Consider the following 23,470-nt stretch of genomic DNA (forward strand, 5'->3'; position numbering starts at 1 on the left):
GGCGCACGCGCTCCCGCCGCCACGGGAAGTCCATGTTTGACGAATGGTCAATTGCAGGTAGATGGCCTAATCGCGCGGACGGCTCGCGCAGCTAGCGGCCCTCGGGCGCGAGGCGGTCGAGCACCGCGCGGGCGCAGCGGATGCCGTCCGCCGCCGCGCTCATGATGCCGCCCGCGTAGCCCGCGCCCTCGCCGCAGGGGAAGAGGCCCGGCGCGTCGAGCGCCTGGCAGCCCCGGTCGCGCACGACCGTGACCGGAGAGCTCGAGCGGGTCTCGACGCCGGTCATCACCGCGTCGGCGCGGTCGAAGCCGGCGAGCTTGCGCCCGAGGCGCGGGATGCCCGCGCGGAGGGTATCGGTGATATGGGAGGGCAGCAGACCGTCGAGGGCGCACCAGGTCACGCCGAGGGGATAGGTGGGCGCGACCGACCCGGGGCCCTCGCTGGGGCGCCCGGCGATGAAATCGCCCGCGAGCTGCGCCGGGGCGCGGAAGGCCCCGCCGCCCGCCTCGAAGGCGCGCCGCTCGCAGTCGCGCTGGAGGCGCACCGCGGCGAGCGGGTCGGTGCCGGGCAGGTCCTCGGGCGTGACGTTCACGAGGAGCGCCGAGTTGGCGTTCTCGCCGGCGCGCGCGAAGCGGCTCGCCCCGTTGGTCACCACGCCGCCCGGCTCGGAGGCCGCGGCGACCACCTCGCCGCCCGGGCACATGCAGAACGAGAAGAGGCTGCGGCCGCCCGGCAGGTGGTCGACGAGCTTGTAGGGCGCGGCGCCCAGGCTCGGGTGCCCGGCGGCGGCTCCGTACTGGGCGCGGTCGATGGCGGCCTGGGGGTGCTCGATGCGCACGCCCATGGCGAAGGTCTTGCGCTCGAGGGCGAAGCCGCCCGCGCGCAGAAGCTCGAACACGTCGCGCGCGGAGTGCCCGCAGGCGAGCACGAGCTCCGAGCAGGGAATGCGTTCGATGCCCGCATCCCCGGGGCCCGAGACGGCGATGGCGCGGATGGCGCCGGCGCGCGGGCGGGCGCGCTCGATCTCGACGAGCTTGGTGCGGAAGCGCACCTCGCCGCCGAGCTCGCGGATGCGTGCCACGATGTTCTCGACCACGTCGGGCAGGATATCCGACCCGATATGGGGCTTCGCGTCCCAGAGGATGCAGCGGGGCGCCCCGCAGGCGACGAAGGTCGAGAGGATCTTGCGGTGCGCGGCGTTCTTGGTGCCGGTGGTGAGCTTGCCGTCAGAGAAGGTGCCCGCGCCGCCGAGGCCGAACTGGATGTTGCACTCGGGGTCGAGCTCGGCGGTCGCGATGAATCGCTCGATGGCGGCGGTGCGCCGCCGCGCGTCGTCGCCCCGCTCGATGAGCAGCGGCTCCGCGCCCGCCTCGGCGAGCTCGAGCGCGCAGAAGAGCCCCGCGCAGCCCGCGCCGACCACGACGGGGCGCGGACGGGGCGCGCAGGCGAGGCGGGGCGCGGCGGGCTCGGCTCTCTCGACGACGCGGACGCGCCGGCGGTCGGCGGGGGCGACCCGTGCGAGCATCTCGGCCTCGTCGACGCCGCGAGCGAAGGTCACGCGCACGCTCAGGATGAAGTGCACGTCGCTCTTCCTGCGCGCGTCGATGGAGCGGCGGTGGAGCTCGATCGTGGCGAAGAGGTGGGGCAGGCAGCCGAAGACGCCCATGGCGGCGCGCAGCCCCATGGCGAGGCAGCTCTGCTCGCCCGCGCCCTGGGCGAGCGTGGCGCGGATGTCCGAGATCTCGATCATGCGCGCACCTCACCCGATGGCGCCTCGGTGCGCGCGGGCCGGGGCGCCGTCGCGCCGAGTGTCGAGCGCGCCGCCGCCGTTCCCGCGCGGGTGCCCGAGAGCCACGCCCATGCGAGGTTGAACCCTCCGCAGTCGGCGTCCATGTCGAGTGCCTCGCCGCAGGCGAAGATGCGCCCGCCTGCGGCAGACGCCACCTCGAGGGTAGCGGTGTCCACGGCCGAGAAGGGGATGCCGCCTCGGTGCACCTGGGCGGATTTGGGCTCGGTCGTGCCGCGCACGCGGAAGGCGAGGTGCTTTGCGACCTCGGCGCAGCGGTTGCGCACGCCGGCCGCCTCGATGACGGCCTTGCCCAGGTCGGGCGCGAGCACGCCGTCGAACCAGTCGGAGCGCTTGGGCGCGAACGCCCCCACGACGGCCTCGCGCTCGCGGAGGCGCTGCCTGAGGGCGTCCTCGTCGAGCGCGGGGAACAGGTCGACCTCGATGACGTCGCCCGGCTCGATGCGGCGCGAGAGGTTGAAGGCGGCGATGCCCGAGAGGCCGTAGGCGCGGAAGAGGACCTCGCCCCCCTCGCTCCAGAGCGGGATGTCGTCGCGGACGAGCGTGAGCCTCACGTCGGCGCGGATGCCGTCGAGGCGCGCGAGCCCGTCCGCGCCGAGCGCGGGGCCCGCGCCCGCCGGGGCGCAGGCGATGGGGCAGAGTGCGGGGCGCTCCTCGATATGGGGGACACCGAAGAGCTCGGCGGCGGCGCCCGCGCCGCCCCCGGGCGCGAGGACGACGGCCGCCGCCTCGACGGTGGCCGAGGCCAGGGCGGTCGAGGCGAGGGCGCGGCGGAGCGCCCGCAGGCGCGCGTGCTCGTCGCGGGCGCGGGGCGCGTGGAGGGGAGAGGTGGGCGCGAGCGCCTCGAGACGCCAGCGGCCGTCCCCGGCATCCCACGAGGCGCGCATGAGCTTCCAGCCGCTCAGCATCTCGATGCCGGCGCGGCGGCAGGCGCCGAGCAGGGCGTCGCGCACGGACGCGGCGCGCTTGCTCGCCGGGTAGAGGCGGCCGTCCTCGGACGCCGTCCAGATGCCGACCGAGGCGAACCAGGCGGCGAGCTCCTCCTCGGGATGCTCGCCCATCACGGCCCGCGCGATGACGGGGTGCCGGTAGCGCGCCGGGCGCAGGTTCTCGTTGGAGAGGTTGCAGCGGCCGTTGCCGGTGGCGAGGATGGGCAGGCCGCACTCGACGTCGCGCTCGACGATGGCGACGCGTGCGCCCGCGCGCGCCGCCGCGAGCGCCGCGGCGAGCCCCGAGGCCCCGCCGCCGATCACGACGGTGTCGTAGGTTCTCGTCTCCTTGCGGGCCATGTCGCCCCCTCCTTTGCCGTGGCACCGCCCGTCACCCGGGGTCGGGCGGCGGGCGGTGCGCTCGTCAGACGGTGTCCCGTGCCTTCGCTTACGCCCCCTGCTCGGCGTCGCCGGCGGGCTCGTGGGCGGGTACCGCCTCGACCGCCGCGAGCGCCTCAGGCAGGAAGCCCTGAGGCAGGGCCTCCTCGATGGCGCCGGCGTCGCAGGCGAGGGCGAGCGCGGGGTCGATGGGCACGCGGCCGAGGACCGGGATGCCGTAGCCCTCCGCCACCTCGTCGAGTTTGCTCGGCCCGAAGACCTCGATCTTCCTGCCGCAGTCGGGGCAGGTGATGTAGCTCATGTTCTCGACCACGCCGAGCACGGGCACGTTCATCTTGTCGGCCATGTTCACGGCTTTGGCGACGATCATCGAGACGAGGTCCTGCGGGCTCGTCACCACGACGATCCCGTCGACGGGCAGCGACTGGAAGACGGTGAGCGCCACGTCGCCCGTGCCCGGGGGCATGTCGACGAGCAGGTAGTCCAGAGGGCCCCACGAGGTGTCGCTCCAGAACTGGCGGATGGCGCCGGCGATCACCGGGCCGCGCCAGAGGACCGGGTCGGTCTCGCGCTCGAGCAGCAGGTTCGACGACATCACCTTGATGCCGGTGCTCGAGATCTCGGGGAGCAGCAGCTTGCCAAGGCCGTGGGCGCGCTTGCCGCTCATGCCCATCATCTTGGGGATGGACGGGCCGGTGATGTCGGCGTCCAGGATGCCCACCGTGTGCCCGCGGCGCGAGAGCTCCACGGCGAGCGCCCCCGTGACGAGGGACTTGCCGACGCCGCCCTTGCCCGAGAGCACGGCGATGACGCGCTTGGTCTCGGACAGGCTGTTCTCCTCGAACTGCGTGGGCGCGCTCTGGCCGCCCGCCGCGTTCGCGTGCTCGCATGTTGCCATGGGATGTCCTTTCATGCTGAGCCCGGCACCAGCGGCGCCGGGCGCGTGTGTCATGGCTCCATTGTACCCATCTCGCCGCGGGAGGGCGGGGACGCCGCGCACCGGCAGGGACGGGGCCGGCCGCGCCGACCGCATGGGCCGGAGGCCGGCTGGCCCGCGCGAGCCCTCACATGACGCGCGTGCGCTCGAGCTCCTCCTCCATCCAGGCGGTGAGCCGCATCACGGGGCGTCGGCCCGCGATGCCCAGCAGCAGCGCGGGCACGAGGTAGGCGGCGGTGAGGGCGAGCTGGACCGGGTAGTCCGCGCCCCACAGGCCGAACAGCGCGGCGCGCATGGCGCCCTCGGCGTGCACGAACGGCAGCCACCGGTAGACGTGCTGGAACGCGACGGGGAGCATCTGCTCGGGGAAGGTGCCGCCCGCGCCCGCCACCTGGACCACCATGAGCACCACGGCGATGGCCTTGCCAACGTCGCCGAAGGAGGCGGTGAGCGCATGGATGATGCCCACGAAGGCGAGCGAGGCGACCCAGCACGCCACCAGGAAGAGCGCGGGGTGCGCGCACTGCACCTCGAGGTAGAGCACGTCGCCCGCCCAGATGAGCGTCGCCTGCAGAAGGCCGATGCCCGCGAAGAGCGCGAGCCGCGCGAGGTAGGCCTGGGTGGTGCTGCAGCCCGTCTCCCGCCGCGCGCGCTCGCTCGGCAGGGCGCGGACGAGCGCCGCGAGCACCACGCCGCCGATCCAGATGGAGAGCGTGGTGTAGAAGGGCGCCATGGCGGAGCCGTTGTTCTCGACGGGGAAGATCGCGGTGCGGTCGAGCGCGACGGGCCGGGAGACGAAGGCCGCGAGCGCGGTGGGACTCGTCGCGAGCACCGCGCGGAGCGCGTCGGCGTCGCCCGCATGGTCTGCCGCGGCGATGCGCCCGCGCAGGGCCTCGAGACCGTCCGCGCCCTCGTCCAGGCGCTGCGCCGCCTCGCCCAGGGTGCCCTGGACGTCGCCGAGGCTGCCCGCCGTCGCGGTGAGGGCGCTATCCACGGCGGAAGCCGTCTCGTCGAGGCCCGCGCCCGCGCCCTCGAGCGCGTCCGCCGGCACGCCCACGGCCGCCGCGAGGTCATCGAGCGTCCCGGTGGCGGCGCCGGTGTAGGCGTCCCGCGCCTGGCCGAGCTCCTCCCGCGCGTCCTCGACGAGCCCCGCGAGCTCGCGCCGGGCGCCCTCGGCATCGGTCTTCCCCTGCGCGAGGTCGTCCACGGTGCGGCCGATGCCCTCCGAGAGGTCCGTGAGGCTCTCGTTCAGCTTGCCGAGCCTCCCGGCGAGGCCGTCGAGCGCCTCGGCTGCCGCGGCGACCTTCTGCTGCGCCGTGCCGCCCTCGGGGAGCGCCGCCGCGAGGTCGCGGGCTGCCGCCGCCTGGTCGGCGACCGCCGCGGCGAGCGAGGACGCCCCCGCGGCCTGGTCGTCGATCGCGGCCTGCGCCTGCGAGAGCGCGCCTTCCAGACCCTCCACCTGGTCGCCCGCGGCGGCGAAGGCGTCGTCTAAGGCGGCGTCCACGGCGTCCATGCCCGAGGCGGCGCCGTCGAGCGCGCCCGCGACCGACGAGGACGCGCCATCGAGCGCCCCGCGCACGCCGCCCAGGTCGCCCGCGGCGTCGCGCAGGGCGTCGTCCGTCCCTGCGAGGGGCTCGAGCGCGGCGCCGAGGGTGCGCGAGCTGCCCGCGAGCAGGTCCTGCGTCGAGGCGAGGAACCCCGCGAGGGAACGGGCCTGCCCGGCCGCGTCGGCGAGCGATGCCGCCGCGTCGGCGAGCGAGCCGTCGAGCCCGCGCGCGATGTCGGCGAGACGATCGTCGCCGAGGGCGTCCGCGAGCTCGGTTGCCGCGCCCGCGCCCACGTCGGTCACCGCCTGGGTGAAGCCCTCGTCGACGGAGCGCTCCACGGCGGCGCCCGCCTTGTCGGTCACGATGGTCGCGATGGCGTTGGCCTTCTCGTTCTGGTAGAAGAGCACCTGCGCCCGGCGCGGCTGGCCCCCGAAGCCGCTCAGCAGGCAGGCGGAGAAGTCCTCGGGGATCACCACCGCGGCGTAGTAGGCGCCGGAGCGCACGCCCTCGAGCGCCTCGTCCTTCGAGACCGCGACGTAGCCGATGCTTTCGGACGCGATGAGCTCGGAGACGACCCGGTCGCCGAGGTTCAGGCGCACCGGCACGAGCTCCCCCTCGTACCCCTCGTCCGCGTTGGCGACCGCGACGGTCACGTTGCGCGTGCTGCCGTAAGGGTCCCAGCTGCCCGCGATGTTGAACCACGCGTAGAACGAGGGGACGGCGATGATGCCCGCCACGACGACGATGGTCACGGCGTTGGCGCCGAGCTTTCGGATGTCGTGGCGGAGCAGGGCGAGAAGGTGCGTCAACGTGACCCCTCCTTGCGGGTCCGGTCGATGAGCCCGTGGAGCTCATCGGGCGAGAGGCCGGCGAGCCGCAGGGTGCGGGCGGCCTGGTCGCGCAGGTACTCGATGACGATGAGGTAGGCGCTGGCTGCCGCGAGCGACGCGATCCAGCAGATGAGCAGGGCGAAGGTGCGGTGCAGCACGAACATGAGGCCGAGCAGCACCAGGGGCACCGCGACGAGCGCCGCCACGCCGCGCCGCACAAGGTGCGGGTACGCGCGCTCGAAGCGCCGCGCGCGCAGGGCGGCCTCCTCGCGCAGGCCGGGCTCGAGCGCGAGCGCCTGCGCGAGGGCGGCGATGCCCGGCCGCGCGCCCTCGAGGTCGTCGCGGTCGCAGAACATGAGGCCGCTCTCGGCGAGGCGGCGGTCGAAGAGCGCGTTCACGTTGACGAGCCGCTTGCGGGCGATGAGCCCGATCGCGAACGCGGGGACCAGGAAGAGCAGGAGCATGCCGAGGTCATGCGGGTAGTTGGCCCCGAAGAAGCCGCCGACCGCCTCGCGCATGGCGCCGATCCCGTAGGTGAAGGGCAGCCAGGGCCCGATCGCGCGGAAGAACGGCGGCATCATCTCGATGGGATAGGTCCCCGATGCTCCGGGGATCTGGAGCACGACGAGCAGCACGCCGAGGGCCTTGCCGACGTGCTTGAACGCGACGGCGAGCGAGAACACGAACGTCACGTAGACGAACGAGGCCACCATGCCCGCGAGCACGTACGCCCAGGGCGCCGTGCACTGGATCCCCAGCAGGATGTCGCCGGTGCAGCAGATGACGGCCTGCACCTGGCCGAGCGCCACGAGGAGCAGCCAGCGCGCGAAGAAGGCGCGGCGCGGGGTGAGCTCGCCGGGGCGCAGCCCCTCGCGGTCCACCTCGAGCTTGTAGATCGCGACGAGCACGAACCCGCCGACCCACAGCGCGAGGTTGGTGTAGAACGGCGCCACGCCGGAGCCGTAGTTCGCCACCGGGAAGACCGCCTCGGTCGTAAGCTCCACGGGCTGCGCCAGGTAGGAGCCGAACGCGGCGGGGTCGAGCTCGCCGAGCTCGCGCAGGCGGGCGAGCGCCTGGCTCCCGGAGACGACCGAGAGGTCCCGGGCGAGGCCCTCGAGGTGCCCGGCGTCCTCGCGCAGGCTCGAGGCGCCGTCGGCCGCAGCCGTGCCCGCCTGGTCCAGGACGGCGTCGAGCCCGTCGATGGTGCCCGCGGCCTGATCCGCCAGGCCGGCGAGCCCCGCCGCCGTCCCGCTCGCGCGCCCGCCGAGGTCGGCGAGGTCGTCGAGGGCCGCCGAGAGGTCGGGGAGGACCGAGGTCTCGAGGTCGCTCGAGAGGCCGTCGAGCGATGCCGTGCCCGCGGCGATCGCGTCGTTCACCGCGCCCGCGAGCCCGCTGGCGCTCTCGGCGCCGGCCTTGATGTCATCGGATGCGCCCTCGAGGCGGCCGAGCGCCGCGGTCTGGTCGTCGATGAGGGCCTGGAGCGCGGCGATCGCGCGGTCGAGCTCGGCGACGATGTCGCCTTGGGCCGTCTGGGCGCCGCCGGCGGGAGCCTCGGCCCCCGCGATCGCGTCGCGCGCGTCCTCGAGCGCGCCCTTGAGCTGCGACAGCGATTCTGTCGCGGACGCCATCTGCGTGAGGGCGGCGTCCAGGCGGCCCTGCGCCCAGCCCACGTCGCCGGCGATGCGGCCGACGTCGTAGGACGCCTCGGACGAGAGCTCGGCGAGCGCGCCCGCGCCGCCCTTGAGCGCCTGGGCGAGCGACGCGGCCCCGCCCTGGACCTCTGACCGGGCGTCGCCCATGCCCGCGAGGGCGTCGTCGAGCGCGCCGGCGACCGTGCGCGAGGAGCCGGCGAGCCCGTCGAGGGTGGTCGCCGCCGATGCCACGGCGTCGCGCGCGGCGGAGACGGCGCCCCCGGTGCCGTCGAGGTCGTCGGCGACGTCGCGCAGGAGGCCCGCGGTGTCTTCCAGCGCGCGGGCGGTGCCCGCGACCGCGTCGTCTCCCCGTTCCGCCGCGTCGCGCGCGCCCTCCGCGATGCGCTCGGACACCGTCTCTCCCGCGACGCGCGCGAACTCCGACGAGATCTGGGCCTCGAGCGTCGTGGCGCCCGTGTCGGTGACCTTCGGCGCGATGGCGTTCGCCTTCTCGTTAACGTAGTAGGCGATGTGCGCCGGCTCGGTCGCGCCGTCGAGCACGCCGGCGAGCGTGGCGGTGAAGTCGCGGGGGATGACAAAAGCGGCGTAGTAGGTGCCCGCGCTCACGCCGTCGTCGCCCGCGCGCTCGTCGTCGACGAACGTCCAGCCGAGCTGGTCGTTCTCCTCGAGGCGCTCGCGAATCATCTCGCCGGCGTTCATCGCGCCCATGCCGGGCAGCTCGGCGCCCTCGTCCTCAATCACCACGGCGATGGGCACCGTGGAGGTGTTCGCGTAGGGGTCCCAGTTGGCGAGGATGTTGATCCATGCGTAGAGCGAGGGTATGAGGCAGACGCCGACGGTCACGATGACGGCGACGGGGCGTGCCGCGATGCGGCGCGCGTCGCGGGCGAGGATATGGAACACCGTGTTCACGGACGCTTCCTTTCCGGCTGCAGTGCTTCGGTCCATGCGGTGGCGCCATCATACCCATATATGGAATATTCCACAGATGTAGATTAAGATGATGTGAGTAAGCAACGAAGAGGGCCCATCTGTTGCGTAACCCACGAAAGGAGGGCGCGTGATGACCGAACTCCGCCGGGAGGACCGCCGCGTGCGCAGGAGCAGGAAGCTGATCGTGCAGGCGTTCGAGCGGCTGCTCGGGGAGCGGCCGTACGCCCAGATCACCGTGAGCGCCATCGCGCGCGAGGCCGATATCGACCGCAAGACGTTCTACCAGCACTTCGGGAGCATCGACGGCCTCCTCGCGGCACTCGCCGACATGCTGGCGGAGCAGGTCCTGGACCAGGTGGCGGCCGAGCTCGGCGAGGCGGGCGTCGCCCCGGATGGCGACCGCGCGCTCCGCGTCTTCTTCCGGGCGCTTGCGGAGCATTTCGAGCAGGGTGCCGCGCGCGACCGGCGCTATGCCGAGCGCATCCCGTTCGACGTGCTCTACGGGCACCTGACGCGGGCGTTCGAGCGGCAGATCGTGCGCCGCGGCCTGCTCGACGAGGTTGTGGGGTCCGGCGAGCGCGACGCGTGCCTCGCGTTCATCCTGGGCGGGCTCTTCTCGCTCTTCCGGTCGTGGCTTCTCGCGGAGCGCCCCTGTTCGGCGGAGGAGGTCGCGGCGACCGCCTGCACGCTCACCGAGCACGGCCTCGCCGGCATGGCGGCGCGCGGCCCGGCCGCGGGCCGCAATCGATCTGCGGGCAGGATATAGCAAGAAAGGGCCCGCGGAAGGCGCCTCTCCTGCTAAATCGCGCCCGCAGAATCGAACAAGGCTTGGGGTTCCCGTGGTCCGTGCGCGGCGGGCGCGGCGGAGGGCGTGCGCCTGGGGGCGCCTGCGCTAGAATCGGGGGTTGCGAACATATCCGGGCCCCGCCGCCACCGGGAAACCGCTCCGGTGCGCCGCAGCCGGCAGGGCCCGCAGCCGGAAAGGATAGCCATGTCCGATTCCTCCATCCGCATCCGCGGCGCCCGCGAGCACAACCTCAAGGACGTCGACGTCGAGATCCCGCGCGACGAGCTCGTCGTGATCACCGGCCTCTCCGGCTCGGGCAAGTCGAGCCTCGCGTTCGACACCATCTACGCCGAGGGCCAGCGCCGCTACGTCGAGTCGCTCTCGAGCTACGCCCGCCAGTTCCTGGGCCAGATGGACAAGCCCGACCTCGACTCGATCGACGGCCTCTCGCCGGCGGTGTCCATCGACCAGAAGACCACGAGCAAGAACCCGCGCTCCACGGTGGGCACCGTGACCGAGATCTACGACTACTTGCGCCTGCTCTTCGCGCGCATCGGCACCCCGCACTGCCCGGAGTGCGGCCGCGTGATCGAGCGCCAGACCACCGACCAGGTGGCCGACAAGATCCTCGAGGCCGGCCAGGGCCGGCGCGCCTTCGTGCTCGCGCCCGTGGTCACGGACCGCAAGGGCGAGTTCGCCAAGCTCCTCGACGACCTCAGGAGCGAGGGCTTCTCCCGCGTGCGCGTCGACGGCGAGGTGCGCTCGCTCGACGACCCCATCGAGCTCGACAAGAAGTTCCGCCACACCATCGAGGTCGTGGTCGACCGCATCGTGATCCGCGAGAACTCCGTGGGCCGCATCGCCGAGGCGGTGGAGCAGGCGACGGCACTCGCGCACGGCCGCGTCGCGGTCTACCTGCTGCCCGATCGCGACGCACCCGAGGGCACCCAAGGCGAGCTCCTCACGTACTCGCTCGCGCTCGCCTGCCCGGAGCACGGGCACTCCATCGACGACCTGCAGCCGCGCGACTTCTCGTTCAACGCGCCCTACGGCGCCTGCCCGGAGTGCGACGGCCTGGGCTTCAAGAAGGTCGTCGACGCCGAGGCCCTCATCGAGGACCCGACGCTCTCCATCGAGGAGGGCGTCTTCGGCAGCTTCTTCGGCAAGTCGAACTACTACCCGCAGATCTTCCGCGCGCTCTGCCTGCACCTGAAGGTCGACCCCGCGACCCCGTGGAAGGAGCTCCCCGCGCGCGTGCGCAAGATCTTCCTCGACGGGTTGGGCGACAAGAAGATGCGCGTGGACTACCACACGCAGGACGGCCGCGACACGCACTGGTTCACCAAGTACTCCGGCGTGCGCAACATCCTCTACGAGCGCTACATCGAGACGACGAACGAGAACACGAAGGCCAAGCTCGAGCGCTACATCCGCGAGGAGCCCTGCCGCACCTGCCACGGCGCGCGCCTGCGCCCCGAGATGCTCGCCGTCACGGTGGGGGACAAGTCGATCTACGACGTGTGCTGCATGAGCTGCCGCGAGAGCCTCGCGTTCTTCGAGGGGCTCGAGCTCACCGAGCGCCAGCAGTTCATTGGCGGGCGCATCGTGAAGGAGATCCTGGAGCGCCTGCGCTTTCTGGTGGACGTGGGCCTCGACTACCTCACGCTCGACCGAGCCTCGGCCACGCTCTCGGGCGGCGAGGCGCAGCGCATCCGCTTGGCAACGCAGATCGGCGCCGGCCTCATGGGCGTGCTCTACATCCTGGACGAGCCGTCGATCGGCCTGCACCAGCGCGACAACGAGCGCCTCATCGCCACGCTCGAGCGCCTGCGCGACCTCGGCAACACGGTGATCGTGGTCGAGCACGACGAGGACACCATCCGCGCGGCCGACTTCGTGGTGGACATGGGCCCGGGCGCGGGCGAGAACGGCGGCGAGGTGGTGTGCGCCGGCACGCCCGCCGACATCATGGCCTGCCCCGCCTCGCTCACGGGCGCCTACCTCACCGGCAAGCGGATGATCCGCCTGCCCGAGGAGCGCCGCAAGCCCGGTCGCGGGTGCCTGAAGATCACGGGCGCGCGCGCCAACAACCTGCAGAATGTGACGGCAAAGATCGAGTTCGGCACGTTCACCGTGGTGACGGGCGTCTCGGGCTCGGGCAAGTCGAGCCTTGTGACCGACACCATCGCGCCTGCGCTCACCAACGCCATCCACCGCTCGGCGCGCCCCGTGGGGCCGTACAGGAAACTTGAAGGGCTCGAGCAGATCGACAAGGTCATCGACATCGACCAGTCGCCCATCGGGCGCACGCCGCGCTCCAACCCGGCGACCTACATCGGGCTCTGGGACGACCTGCGCGCCCTGTTCGCGAGCGTGCCCGAGAGCAAGGCGCGCGGCTACAGCCCGGGGCGCTTCAGCTTCAACGTGCCCGGTGGCCGCTGCGAGGCCTGCAAGGGCGACGGCCAGATCAAGATCGAGATGCACTTTCTGCCCGACATCTACGTGCCGTGCGAGGTCTGCGGCGGCAAGCGCTACAACCGCGAGACGCTCGAGGTCACCTACCGCGGCAAGTCCATCTCCGATGTGCTCGACATGTCCGTGACCGAAGCGCTCGCCTTCTTCGGCAACATCCCGCAAATCAAGCGCAAGCTCCAGACGCTCTACGACGTGGGCCTGGGCTACGTGCGCCTGGGCCAGCCGGCGACGACGCTCTCGGGCGGCGAGGCGCAGCGCGTGAAGCTCGCCAAGGAGTTGCACCGCCGCCAGACGGGCAAGACCTTCTACATCCTGGACGAGCCCACCACGGGCCTGCACTTCGAGGACGTGCGCCAGCTCATCGACGTGCTGCAGCGCCTCGTGGACGCCGGCAACACGGTGCTCGTGATCGAGCACAACCTCGACGTGATCAAGGTCGCCGACCGCATCATCGACCTCGGCCCCGAGGGCGGCTCGGGCGGCGGCACCATCGTCGTCTCGGGCACCCCCGAGCAGGTCGCCGCCTGCCCCGAGAGCTACACGGGCCGCTTCCTCGCGCCCATCCTGGAGCGCGACCGCGCCCGCCAGGCGAGGTAGCCCCATGGCCAAGCGCGAGAAGCTCCAGAAGACCAACGCGATGCGCGAGCTCGAGCGCGCGGGCATCGCCTTCGAGGTCCGCACCTACGAGGTGGACGAGAGCGACCTGTCCGGCGTGCACGTGGCCGAGCAGCTCGGCGAGGAACCCGGCCAGGGCTTCAAGACGCTCGTGACCGCGAGCCCCCAGGGCGGCCACGTGGTCTGCTGCATCCCCGTCGCCGAGGAGCTCGACCTCAAGCGGGCGGCGGCCCAGGCGGGTGAGAAGTCGCTCTCGATGCTCGCCGTGCGCGACCTGCTGCCCGTGACCGGCTACCTGCGCGGCGGCTGCTCGCCCGTGGGCATGAAGAAACGCTTCCCCACGATCATCGACGAGAGCTGCCTTATCTGGGACCGCATCTTCATCTCGGGCGGGCGGCGCGGCATCCAGCTCGTGCTCGCGCCCGAGGACCTCGTGGCCTTCACCGGGGCCACCGTGGCGCCCATCACGCGCGGCGCGTAAGGCGGCCGCCGGGGCCGTCGCGTAAGCCGGCGCTTCAAGCTCGGGGCCGGCGCGCATCCCACCCCCCGCGGCGTCCCGCGCCCGGCCGTGCCGTGGCTAACGTGTGAAGTGTTTAGCCCGGGCGGCGATGGCTGGTATGATGGTGCCCATATCCTAGGCATACCGCTGCGGAAGGATCTAGATGAAGCTCATACACACCAACGCCTTTCTCGCGGGCGGTGCCCGGCGCTGCGTCGCCGCGGCGCTGGCCGTCACGCTCGGCCTCGGCTGCATCGCGGCCGTTCCCGCACCCATCTACGCAACCGAGAGCGAGGACCTGCAGGCGCAGGTCGACGAGGCGCAGGAGCGCCTCGGCTCGCTGACCCACCAGCTCGAGGAGGCCCAGGCCCAGGTCGACGCGACCGCCTACGAGCTCGAGGAGACCCAGGCCCGCATCGCCGAGCTCGAGGACGAGATCGCCGCCAACCAGGAGGAGCTCGCCGCGGCCCAGGGCGACCTTGCCGACCACGTCGCCGACTCCTACAAGACGGGCGGCATCTCGCTCGTGAGCATCCTGCTGTCGAGCGACTCCTTCAACGACCTCACCTCGCAGCTCTACTACGCCGGCCGCGTCGCCGACGCCGAGAGCGCACAGATCACGAGCGTGCGCGAGCTCCAGGCCGAGCTCGAGTCGCAGCAGACCGAGCTCACCGACCGCGAGACCGAGCTGACCGAGCTCCTCGACGAGCAGACGCGAAGCCAGGAGGAGATGGAGGCAGCCACCGCGGAGGCCAACAGCTACTTGAACGGGCTGTCGAGCGAGCTGCAGGAGGCCCTCGAGGCCGAGCGCCAGGCCGCCGCCGAGGAGGAGCGCCGCCGCGCCGAGGAGGCCGCGCGCCAGGCCCAGGAGGAGCTCGAGCGCCAGGAGCAGGAAGAGCAGCAACAGCAGCAACAGCAGAACCAGCAGCAGAACCAGGGCTCCACGGCCCCGTCCGGCAACGAGACCGTCACCGTGCCGTCAGGCGGCGGGTCGGGTGGCCTCACCGCGGCCCAGCGCCAGACCATCGTGAACGCCGGCATGTCGCAGATCGGCGTCGACTACGCACTCGGCGCCTACCAGCCGGGCGTGCTGCTCGACTGCTCGGGGCTGACCACCTACGCCTACGCGCAGGCGGGCATCTCGATCATCCATCAGTCGGGACGCCAGTTCAACACGGTCGTCAACGCGGGCAACCTCAAGACGAGCATGAGCGCGCTCGAGCCGGGCGACCTCGTGTTCTACGGCCGCCCGAACATCTCGCACGTCGCCATCTACATCGGCGGCGGGCGCATTGTCCACGCGAACGGCTACGGCCGCGGCGTCATGACGTCGCGCGTGGACTACAACAGAAACTTCCGCGGCGGCGGGAGCCCGATCTGATCTAGGGGATGGACCTTACGCGGCGGGCACGTGCCCGCCGCATCTCGGTATGGGGAAGGACTGGTCGACACATGCGTGCGTTGCACGATGAGGCGGAGGTGCGCGAGCGCCTCGTGCCGGTGATTCTTGGCGCGGACATCTTGGGCTACAGCTTCGTGCGGGGGTTCCACGAGACCTACGGGCTCACGTCGATCGTGCTCTCGTCCTCCGACATCAAGATGACGTCGTCGAGCCGCTTCTGCGACTACCGCATCATCGAGGGCATCGACGACGAGGAGCGGCTCCTCGCCGAGCTCGCGCACATCGGCACCGAGATCGACGCCGCCGGCAAGACGGGCATCGTCGTGGGCAGTGGCGACTGGTACGCCCGGATCCTCTCGTCGCACAAGGCGGAGCTCGAGCGCTGGTACCACGTGCCCTACATCGACTTCGACCTTCTGGACGAGATCACGCAGAAGGAGCGCTTCTACGACATCTGCGAGGAGCTCGGCATACCGTATCCCCGCACGTGGAAGTTCGACTGCGGCGACCCCAACGCCGAGATCTGCGCCGAGCGCTTCACCTACCCGCTCATCGCGAAGCCCTCGAACTCCGCGCGCTACCACTACGCGAAGTTCCCGGGCAAGAAGAAGATCTTCGAGGTCGAGGACGCCGCCGAGCTCACGCGCATCTTCGGGGCGCTCAAGGACTCGTGCTACGACCGCGAGCTCATCGTCCAGGAGTTCATCCCCGGCGCGGACGACGGCCTGCGCACGATCACGATCTACATGAACGCCGACGGCACGCCCGCGATGACGTGCTCGGGGCGCGTGGTGCTGCAGGACCACCACCCGGCTGCCATCGGCAACCCGGTCTGCATCATGTCCGAGCGCGTCGAGGGCGCCATCGAGGACGCCGTGCGCTTCCTCGAGCACGTGGGCTACCGCGGCTTCGCCAACTTCGACGCCAAGCTCGACCCGCGCGACGGGAAGTACAAGTTCTTCGAGGTCAACACCCGCCCGGGGCGGAACACCTTCTACGTGAACCTCGCCGGCGCGAACTTCGTGAAGCTCATCGTCGACGACTGCGTGCTCGGCCGCACCGCGGAGCGCTTCGACGCCTGCGACCCGTTCCTGTTCGCCTGCGTGCCGCCCTACGTGGTGAAGCGCACCGTGGAGGAACCCATCTTGCGCGAGCAGGTGCTCGGCATGTACCGCGACGGCCTGGCCGAGTTCCCGCTCTTCTACAAGGCGGACACGCTCTCCCACCGGTTCTGGTCGGCGATCACCTACTACCACCAGATCTCGAAGTTCAAGCGCTACGTGTGGGATACCGGCGGCAAGCAGGCGTCGGTCGACTGAGGACGCTGGGCTGACGCGGGCGCGCCCGGTGCGCCCATGAGGCTGCGGTCGGGGAGGGGCCCCGTCCGCGGCGGGAGGGGGAGATGACGCATGGCTGACGACATACGGCTGCGCGGGCGGCATTTCGCCCCTGCGCGCGACGAGGACTTCTCCGGCTCGGGCGACTACGAGAGCGTCGGCCGGTCCGCGAGCCTCATGACCGGGCTCATCATCGTCTCGCGCGTGACCGGCTTCGTGCGCACGTGGGTCATGGGCATCGCGTTCGGCGTGTCCTACCTCGCCTCGTCCTATAACATCGCCAACAACCTGCCCAACATGCTCTACGAGCTCGTCATGGGCGGCATGCTCGTCACGGCGTTTCTGCCGGTCTACCTCGACGCGCGCCGCAACGGCGGGCGCGAGGCCGCGGATGACTATGTGGGCAACCTCCTCTCGGTCCTGCTCATCGTGCTCGGCGGGGTGTCCGTGCTCGCGATCGCCTTCGCGCCCGGCCTCATCTGGACGCAGTCGTTCATGAGCGACGGGTCCGAGATGGACACGGCGGTCTACTTCTTCCGCATCTTCGCCGTCCAGGTGCTCTTCTACGGCCTGGGCTCGGTGTTCTCGGGTGTGCTCAACGCGCACCGCGACTACTTCTGGAGCAACTTCGCGCCGATCCTGAACAACGCGGTGGTCATCGCGAGCTTCGCGGTGTTCCCGTGGCTCGAGGGCGTGAACGAGGGGCTCGCCATCACGGTCGTGGCCCTCGGCACCACGGGCGGCGTCTTCGTGCAGATGGCCTGCCAGATCCCCGCGCTCGGCCGGCACGGCGTGCATCCGCGCTTCCACGTGGACCTCCGCGACCCGCTCCTGCGCAAGACCGTGTCGCTCGGCGTGCCCACGCTCGTGGCGACGCTCTGCACCTTCGTCACCGCCTCGGTCCAGAACTCCTCGGCGCTCGCGGTGCAGCCCGGCACGGGCGCGTCGGTCATCGCATACGCCCGCCTGTGGTACACCCTGCCCTACGCGCTGCTCTCCGTGTCGCTCAACACGGCGCTCTACACCGAGCTCGCGCGCGACGCGGCCCGCGGCGACGACGGCGCGGTGCGCGCCGGCATCTCGCGCGGCATCGGGCACCAGCTGTTCTTCCTCATCCCGTTCGCGCTCTACCTCATGGTGTTCAGCTTCCCGCTCAACATGATCTACTGCTCGGGCAAGTTCGACGTGACGGGCGTGGAGCTCGTGTCGACCTACCTGCGCTACCTCGCGGTCGCGCTGCCGCTCTACGGCGTGTGCATGCTCATGCAGAAGGGCTGCTCGGCGCTCATGGACATGAAGCCCTATGCGGTGTTCATGACGCTCGGCGCGCTCACGCAGGTGGTGTGGTCGCTCACGCTCGGCGTGGGCCTCGGCGGCGGGATGCCCTTCATCGCCCTTTCCACCGCGGCCTTCTACGTGGTGGCGAACGCCGGCGCTATGGTCTGGATGCGCCGCCGCCTGCACGGGCTCCAGCTGAGGACCATCCTGCACGGCGCGGCCTGGGGGCTCGCGCTGGGCGGGGCCCGCCGCGCGGCGGGCGGGCTCGTGCTCTGGCTGCTCGAGGCCCTCGTTCGGCCGCTCGTCACCGTGGCCGCCGACGGCGCCGTCGCGACCGCGGGCACCCTCACGACCTTCCTGTACGTCGCCGTGGCCGGCATCGTCTCGCTCGCGGTCACCTTCGTGCCCGCCGTGGCGCTCAAGCTGCCCGAGGCCTCGATGGTCTCCTCGATCGTCCGGCGCTTCAAGAGGTAGCCCGTGGACGCGCACGTGGAGCCCACGCTCGCCGAGCAGGTCGCCCAGGTCCCCACCCAGCCCGGCTGCTACCTGTGGAAGGACGCCGAGGGCACGGTCATCTACGTGGGCAAGGCCAAGAACCTGCGCGCCCGCATGCGCCAGTACGTCCAGCTCACCGACGACCGCGCCAAGATCCCGCTCATGATGCAGCTCGTGCGGAGCTTCGACTACATCGTGGTCGACACCGAGCACGAGGCGCTCGTCCTCGAGCGCGAGCTCATCGGCCAGTACCGGCCGTACTTCAACGTCGACTTCAAGGACGACAAGAGCTATCCCTTCATCGCCATCACGCGGGGCGACACCTTCCCCGCGATCAAGTACACGCGCGAGCGGCACAAGGCGGGGACGCGCTACTTCGGCCCCTACACCGACAGCCGCGCCGCGCGCGAGACCATCGACACGCTACGCAAGGTCATCCCCATCTGCAGCGCCACGTGCGCGGAGTGGAAGCGCACGCGCCGCCTCATCAAGGCGCACGCCGAGGACGAGGACATCATCGGCCTCATCTGCGCGCAGCACGGCAGGCCCTGCTTCGACTACCATGTGGGCCGCGGGCCCGGCGTGTGCGTGGGCGCCATCTCACCCGAGGACTACGCCAAAAGCGTCCGGCGCGTGGAGCGCTTCCTCGCGGGTAGGCGCGGCGAGGTGGTCGACGAGCTCAGGTCCGAGATGGCCGAGGCCGCCCAGGAGCTCGATTTCGAGCGCGCGGGCCGCATCAAGCGCCGGCTCGAGGTGATCTCGGGCCTCGACGACCGCCAGCAGGTGGTCTTCCCCTCGAGGATCGACATCGATTTGGTGGGCTTCTACCGTGAGGAGACCATCGCGGGCGCCTGCGTGTTCGTGGTGCGCGAGGGCAGGACCGTGCGCAGCTGCGAGTTCATCCTGGACAAGGGGCTCGACGTGGCCGAGGACGAGCTCGTCTCGGGCTTCATCAAGCGCTACTACGACGAGACCTCGGACATCCCCGCCGAGGTCGACGTGGCCATCGACCTCGCGGACGCCGAGCTTCTAGGCGAGTGGCTCACCGAGAAGCGCGGGCACGTGTGCCGGCTCCACCGGCCGCAGCGCGGCGAGAAGCGCCACCTGCTCGAGACCTGCGAGCGCAACGCCCGCCACACCCTCATGCGCTACATGATGCGCACGGGCTACGCCGACGACCGCACCAACCAGGCGCTCCTCGAGCTGGAGAGCGCGCTCGCGCTGCCCGCGCCGCCGCTGCGCATCGAGTGCTTCGACATCTCGACCATCCACGGCGCCTTCACCGTGGCGTCGATGGTGGTGTTCACCAACGGCCGCGCGGACAAGGCGCAGTACCGGCGCTTCCGCGTGCGGAGCGTGACCGGCGAGGCGAACGACTTCCTCTCCATGCAGGAGGTGCTCGGCCGCCGCTACGCACCCGAGCGCATGGCCGACGAGCGCTTCGGCGCCCGGCCGGACCTGCTGGTGGTCGACGGCGGCAAGCCGCAGCTCACCGCCGCGCTCACGCAGCTCGAGGAGCTGGGGCTCGACATCCCCGTGTGCGGCCTCGCCAAGGCCGACGAGGAGGTCTTCGTGCCGTGGGACGACACGCCCGTGGTGCTGCCCAACGGCTCGGCGTCGCTCTACCTCATCAAGCAGGTCCGCGACGAGGCGCACCGCTTCGCGATCACCTTCCACCGCGAGCTGCGCGACAAGGCGATGACCGTGTCGGTGCTCGACGAAGTGGAGGGCGTGGGGCCCACGCGCAAGAAGGCCATCATGCGGCACTTCGGGTCGATGAAGCGGCTGCGCGCGGCGAGCGTGGAGGACATCGCCGCGGTGAAGGGCGTCTCGCGCGCCGTCGCGCAGGCGGTGTTCGACACGCTGCGCGCTTGGGACGAGGAGCGCGCCCGGGAGGGGAGCGGGGAGTAGCCGATTCGGCGGCTCGACATGGCACCCGGTGTACGCTCGTTGCGGAATTCGGTGTGAACATCGGCGGCGTGCGCTGAGCCCCGATTGCGCCGACGCTGCTACCTGCGGATTCTCTAACGCAAGATTCCCGTATCGGGAGGCACCCCGGTTTCCCACACCGAATACCGCAACGAGTTGCCACGACGTCGCCGAAAAGGCGCCGCGGCCATCGCTCGCGGCGGCCGAACGCGCCGTGAAGCCCCTCCGCGGCGGGCGAATGGCGGGCGAATGGGTCGCGGAACCGTCCCCGGGCCCGCGGCGGGCAGCCCCGGGAACCGCCGCCCGCGGCGGGGGCGGCCCGCGGGGTATACTTGAGACCGGACCGGGAACCCGGCACAACCCGGCGAGGAGGAACCATGGCAGACACCAACCCCCAGGCGATCACGGCGGCGGAGCTCGCCGACCGCGTGCCCGACATCGTGGTCATCACCGGCATGAGCGGCTCGGGCCGCACCCAGGCCATGCATGTCTTCGAGGACATGGGCTACTTCTGCATCGACAACCTCCCGCCGAGCCTCGTGCTCCAGCTCGCGCAGCTCGTGGGCATCAACACGGGCGTCGGCCGCCATCTCGCCGTGACGTGCGACCTGCGCAGTCAGGGGCTCTTCGACGAGCTTTTGGACACCATCCAGACGCTGCGCGACCACGAGATGAGCTGCAAGGTGGTGTTCCTCGAGGCGTCCGACGAGGTGCTCATCCGGCGCTACAGCGAGAACCGGCGCCGCCACCCGCTCGCCAAGCCCGGCGAGACCACCGCCGACGCGATCCAGCGCGAGCGCGCGCAGCTCGCCGACGTGCGCGAGCACGCCGACATGATCATCGACACGAGCCGCCTGCGCACGAGCGCCCTGCGCGCCAAGCTGCACCAGGCGTTCTCGGAGCTCTCGGACGAGCAGCTCATGGAGATCCAGGTGTTCTCGTTCGGTTTCAAGCACGGCATGCCCGTCGAGGCCGACCTCATGATCGACGTGCGTTTCCTGCCCAACCCCTTCTACGACCCCGAGATGCGCCGCCTCACCGGCCTCGACGAGAAGGTCGCGCGCTTCGTGCTCGACCACCCCAACACCCAGTCGTTCCTGCGCGCATGGTACCAGCTGCTCGACGCGGTGGTGCCGGGCTACATCGCCGAGGGCAAGCCCAAGCTCTCCATCGCGATCGGGTGCACGGGCGGGCAGCACCGCAGCGTCGCGATCGCCGAGGCGACGGGCCGCTACCTCGAGCGCCGCCAGTACCACGTGAGCATCTCGCACCGCGACCTGCCCCGGGCCAACATGACGGCGAACGGGGAGGCCCACTAGGGCCCGCCCGCGAATCCGAAAGGGGTTGTGCGTCCATGTCCTATACCGCCGAGGTCCGCGACGAGCTCTCGCGCTGCGAGCCCGCCTGCGAGTACTGCGACCTCGCCACGCTCGCCGCGCTCGTGCGGGTCTGCGGCACGCTCTCCATCGCGGGGCCCGACCGCTACCGGCTCACGGTGGCGACCGAGACCGGCGCCGTCGCGCGCACGATGATCAACCTCGCGCACAAGATGCTGAAGCTCAGGACCGAGTTCACGGTGCGCCGCTCGGTGCTGCACAAGGTGAGGAACTACCTCATCGCCCTGCCCGACCAGCCCGGCCTCGACAAGGCGCTCGTGCTTCTGGGCGTGCTCGATCGGCAGGGCGGCCTCGTGCAGGGGGTGCCCCGGCACGTGGTCGCGCGCCCGTGCTGCCGGCTCTCGTTCATCCGCGGCGCGCTCATCGCCGGCGGGTTTGTGGCCGACCCCCGCGGCGACTTCCACCTCGAGATCGCCGTGCAGGGCGAGCAGTTCGCCCGCGACCTCGCCCGGCTCATGCGCCAGATCGACGTCAACGCCCGGGTGAACCGCCGGCGCGGGGCGTTCGCGGTCTACGTGAAGAGCGCCGAGGACGTGCGGCGCCTGCTCGACGCGGTGGGCGCCGAGCGCAGCGTGCGGATCCTGGAGGACGCGCGCGCGATGAAGTCGGTGAAAAACGACGTGAACCGCAAGGTGAACGCCGAGCTCGCCAACCAGACGCGCAGCGCCGGCGCCGCCCAGCACCAGCTCGAGCTCATCGCCGAGCTCGAGGAGCGCGGGCTGCGCGCCACGCTCCCGCAGGCGCTTAGGGACTTCTGCGACCTGCGCGAGGCCTACCCGGACCTGTCGCTGCGCGACCTCGGTGCCATGTGCGACCCGCCGCTCTCAAAGTCCGCGCTCTACCACCGGGTGCTCCGCTTGGAGAAGCTGCTCGAGCGCTAGGGGTGCCGGGCGGGGGTGCCGAGGTGCGCCCTTGAGGCGTTGAAGCGCTTCAAACTTCTGTGACCTGCAATTTTAAAACGTTTCAGACGTCAGGTAATCGTCAAAAAGTGCGCATTGCCGTGCATGGGCAATCGAAAAAAAGGTATATTTGACGAGTGGTTAGTTTGTGGGCCCGATTGGTGGGGAAGGACCGCCGGGGTCCAACGAAAGGAGACACACATGGCAGTAAAGGTTGCGATTAATGGCTTCGGCCGCATCGGTCGTCTCGCGTTCCGTCAGATGTTCGGTCATGAGGGCTCCGAGATCGTCGCCATCAACGACCTCACCTCGCCCGACATGCTCGCGTACCTCCTGAAGTACGACTCGACGCAGGGCAACTACAGCCGTGACCACAAGGTCGAGGCCGGCGAGAACTCCATCACCGTCGACGGCAAGGAGATCACCATCTACAAGGAGGCCGACGCCAACAACCTCCCGTGGGGCGAGCTCGGTGTCGACGTCGTGCTCGAGTGCACCGGCTTCTACACCTCCAAGGAGAAGGCCCAGGCCCACATCAACGCAGGCGCCAAGAAGGTCGTCATCTCCGCTCCCGCGGGCAACGACCTGCCGACGATCGTCTACAACGTCAACCATGAGCAGCTGACGGCCGAGGACAACATCATCTCCGCCGCCTCCTGCACCACCAACTGCCTCGCCCCGATGGCCAAGGGCCTGAACGACTTCGCGCCCATCGTGTCCGGCATCATGACCACCATCCACGCCTGGACCGGCGACCAGATGCCGCTCGACGGCCCGCAGCGCAAGGGCAACAAGCGCCGCAGCCGCGCCTGCGCCGTGAACATCGTCCCCAACTCCACCGGTGCCGCCAAGGCCATCGGCCTGGTGCTCCCCGAGCTCAACGGCAAGCTCATCGGTGCCGCCCAGCGCGTCCCGACGCCCACCGGCTCGCTCACCAACCTCTACGCCGTGGTCGACAAGGAGGTCACCAAGGACGAGGTCAACGCCGCGATGAAGGCCTACGCCGAGACCATCTCCGAGACCTTCGCCTACAACGAGGACGACATCGTCTCCACCGACATCATCGGCGAGACCCACGGCTCGATCTTCGACGCCACCCAGACCATGTGCGCCCCGCTCGGCAACGGCCAGACGCTCGTGCAGGTCACCTCGTGGTACGACAACGAGAACTCCTACACCTCGCAGATGGTCCGCACCATCAAGTACTTCGAGAAGTTCGTGGCGTAACGCCCGTGCTTCGCGCGGCGCTCATATAGGCGTCTGATGGAGGGCGCGGCCCCATGGCGTGGAACGCGTCGGGTCGCGCCCTTGTCATGAACGGGG

General features: G+C 70.9%; 15 protein-coding genes. 10 read left to right on the top strand and 5 right to left on the bottom strand.

The features are described from left to right. Positions 1 to 91: 91 nt before the first annotated feature. The 5 genes from FS885_RS01510 to FS885_RS01530 all read right to left on the bottom strand — a co-directional run bounded on the left by FS885_RS01510 (position 92) and on the right by FS885_RS01530 (position 9,013). Positions 92 to 1,750 carry an NAD(P)/FAD-dependent oxidoreductase gene (locus tag FS885_RS01510; protein WP_144743250.1) on the bottom strand — a complete coding sequence of 553 codons (1,659 nt, stop codon included), beginning with the start codon at positions 1,748 to 1,750 and terminating at the stop codon, positions 92 to 94. Beyond that, positions 1,747 to 3,096 (bottom strand): NAD(P)/FAD-dependent oxidoreductase, encoded by a 1,350-nt coding sequence (locus FS885_RS01515; protein ID WP_144743251.1) that lies wholly within the window; start codon positions 3,094 to 3,096, stop codon positions 1,747 to 1,749. Before FS885_RS01515 ends, FS885_RS01510 begins: the two co-directional genes overlap by 4 nt. An 88-nt stretch (positions 3,097 to 3,184) precedes the next feature. Continuing rightward, positions 3,185 to 4,033: an Mrp/NBP35 family ATP-binding protein gene (locus FS885_RS01520; protein WP_144743252.1), complete on the bottom strand. Its 849-nt coding sequence runs from the start codon at positions 4,031 to 4,033 to the stop codon at positions 3,185 to 3,187. Positions 4,034 to 4,199: 166 nt separating this feature from the next. Next, the gene (locus FS885_RS01525; protein WP_144743253.1) at positions 4,200 to 6,428 is read right to left on the bottom strand and encodes a YhgE/Pip domain-containing protein; all 2,229 of its coding nucleotides are present in this window, start codon (positions 6,426 to 6,428) and stop codon (positions 4,200 to 4,202) included. Then, on the bottom strand, positions 6,425 to 9,013 hold the full coding sequence (locus tag FS885_RS01530) for a YhgE/Pip domain-containing protein (protein WP_186365731.1): 2,589 nt from the start codon (positions 9,011 to 9,013) through the stop codon (positions 6,425 to 6,427). Before FS885_RS01530 ends, FS885_RS01525 begins: the two co-directional genes overlap by 4 nt. Before the next feature lie 151 nt (positions 9,014 to 9,164). On the opposite strand from FS885_RS01530, the gene FS885_RS01535 reads away from it, so the two are divergent. The 10 genes from FS885_RS01535 (at position 9,165) to gap (ending at position 23,374) form a co-directional block, all read left to right on the top strand. Continuing rightward, complete coding sequence (locus FS885_RS01535; protein ID WP_144743420.1) at positions 9,165 to 9,800, top strand: TetR/AcrR family transcriptional regulator; 636 nt, start codon at positions 9,165 to 9,167, stop codon at positions 9,798 to 9,800. A gap of 225 nt (positions 9,801 to 10,025) precedes the next feature. Next, positions 10,026 to 12,893: an excinuclease ABC subunit UvrA gene (gene uvrA / locus FS885_RS01540; RefSeq protein WP_144743255.1), complete on the top strand. Its 2,868-nt coding sequence runs from the start codon at positions 10,026 to 10,028 to the stop codon at positions 12,891 to 12,893. Positions 12,894 to 12,897: 4 nt separating this feature from the next. Further along, positions 12,898 to 13,392 (top strand): Cys-tRNA(Pro) deacylase, encoded by a 495-nt coding sequence (ybaK, locus tag FS885_RS01545; protein ID WP_144743256.1) that lies wholly within the window; start codon positions 12,898 to 12,900, stop codon positions 13,390 to 13,392. A 181-nt stretch (positions 13,393 to 13,573) separates the two neighbouring features. Beyond that, positions 13,574 to 14,791, top strand: coding sequence for a coiled-coil domain-containing protein (locus tag FS885_RS01550; RefSeq protein WP_144743257.1), 1,218 nt, complete (start codon positions 13,574 to 13,576; stop codon positions 14,789 to 14,791). A gap of 71 nt (positions 14,792 to 14,862) precedes the next feature. Beyond that, positions 14,863 to 16,131 carry a carboxylate--amine ligase gene (locus FS885_RS01555; protein WP_144743258.1) on the top strand — a complete coding sequence of 423 codons (1,269 nt, stop codon included), beginning with the start codon at positions 14,863 to 14,865 and terminating at the stop codon, positions 16,129 to 16,131. A gap of 90 nt (positions 16,132 to 16,221) precedes the next feature. Continuing rightward, complete coding sequence (gene murJ, locus FS885_RS01560) at positions 16,222 to 17,901, top strand: murein biosynthesis integral membrane protein MurJ (protein WP_144743259.1); 1,680 nt, start codon at positions 16,222 to 16,224, stop codon at positions 17,899 to 17,901. 3 nt (positions 17,902 to 17,904) lie between these two features. Then, entirely contained in the window at positions 17,905 to 19,833 is a 1,929-nt protein-coding gene (gene uvrC, locus FS885_RS01565) for an excinuclease ABC subunit UvrC (protein WP_144743260.1), read from the top strand. 395 nt (positions 19,834 to 20,228) lie between these two features. Continuing rightward, the gene (rapZ, locus tag FS885_RS01570) at positions 20,229 to 21,170 is read left to right on the top strand and encodes an RNase adapter RapZ (RefSeq protein ID WP_144743261.1); all 942 of its coding nucleotides are present in this window, start codon (positions 20,229 to 20,231) and stop codon (positions 21,168 to 21,170) included. 35 nt (positions 21,171 to 21,205) lie between these two features. Then, entirely contained in the window at positions 21,206 to 22,129 is a 924-nt protein-coding gene (gene whiA, locus FS885_RS01575; protein ID WP_144743262.1) for a DNA-binding protein WhiA, read from the top strand. Between the two features lie 219 nt (positions 22,130 to 22,348). Next, a complete protein-coding gene (gene gap, locus FS885_RS01580; protein WP_144743263.1) occupies positions 22,349 to 23,374 on the top strand; it encodes a type I glyceraldehyde-3-phosphate dehydrogenase in 1,026 nt (341 codons plus the stop codon). Positions 23,375 to 23,470: the final 96 nt, after the last annotated feature.

The organism is Enorma burkinafasonensis (assembly GCF_902150035.1).
GTDB lineage: Bacteria > Actinomycetota > Coriobacteriia > Coriobacteriales > Coriobacteriaceae > Enorma > Enorma burkinafasonensis.